Source organism: Aureimonas sp. AU40 (genome assembly GCF_001463785.1).
GTDB lineage: Bacteria > Pseudomonadota > Alphaproteobacteria > Rhizobiales > Rhizobiaceae > Aureimonas.
This window is the reverse complement of record NZ_BBWL01000078.1, coordinates 1-265: the sequence shown is the minus strand read 5'-3', so window position 1 is coordinate 265 and position 265 is coordinate 1. Positions and strand designations below refer to the sequence as shown.

At 74.0% G+C, this 265-nt stretch carries 1 protein-coding gene; it reads left to right on the top strand.

The features are described 5' to 3' along the window. On the top strand, positions 1-265 hold a 265-nt coding region (locus AUL32_RS24330), incomplete at both ends, for a M20/M25/M40 family metallo-hydrolase (RefSeq protein ID WP_156421620.1).

Genomic DNA, 265 nt, shown 5'->3' with positions numbered 1-265 from the left:
CGGGCGCGATGCACGGCCTCCTTCCGCCCCCTCGCCCACATGCCGCCGCTCGCCTTCCCCGAGGCCATGCTGGAGGTCATCGAGACGGGCGCTGGCCGCGCCGGTCTTCCCACGTTGCGCCTCATCTCCGGCGCCTTCCACGACGCGCTCCATGTCGCGCGCTGCGCGCCGACGGCGATGATCTTCTGCCCCTGCCGCGACGGGATCAGCCACAACGAGGCGGAGGATGTGGAGCCGCGCTTCGTGGCGGCGGGCGCGACCGCGC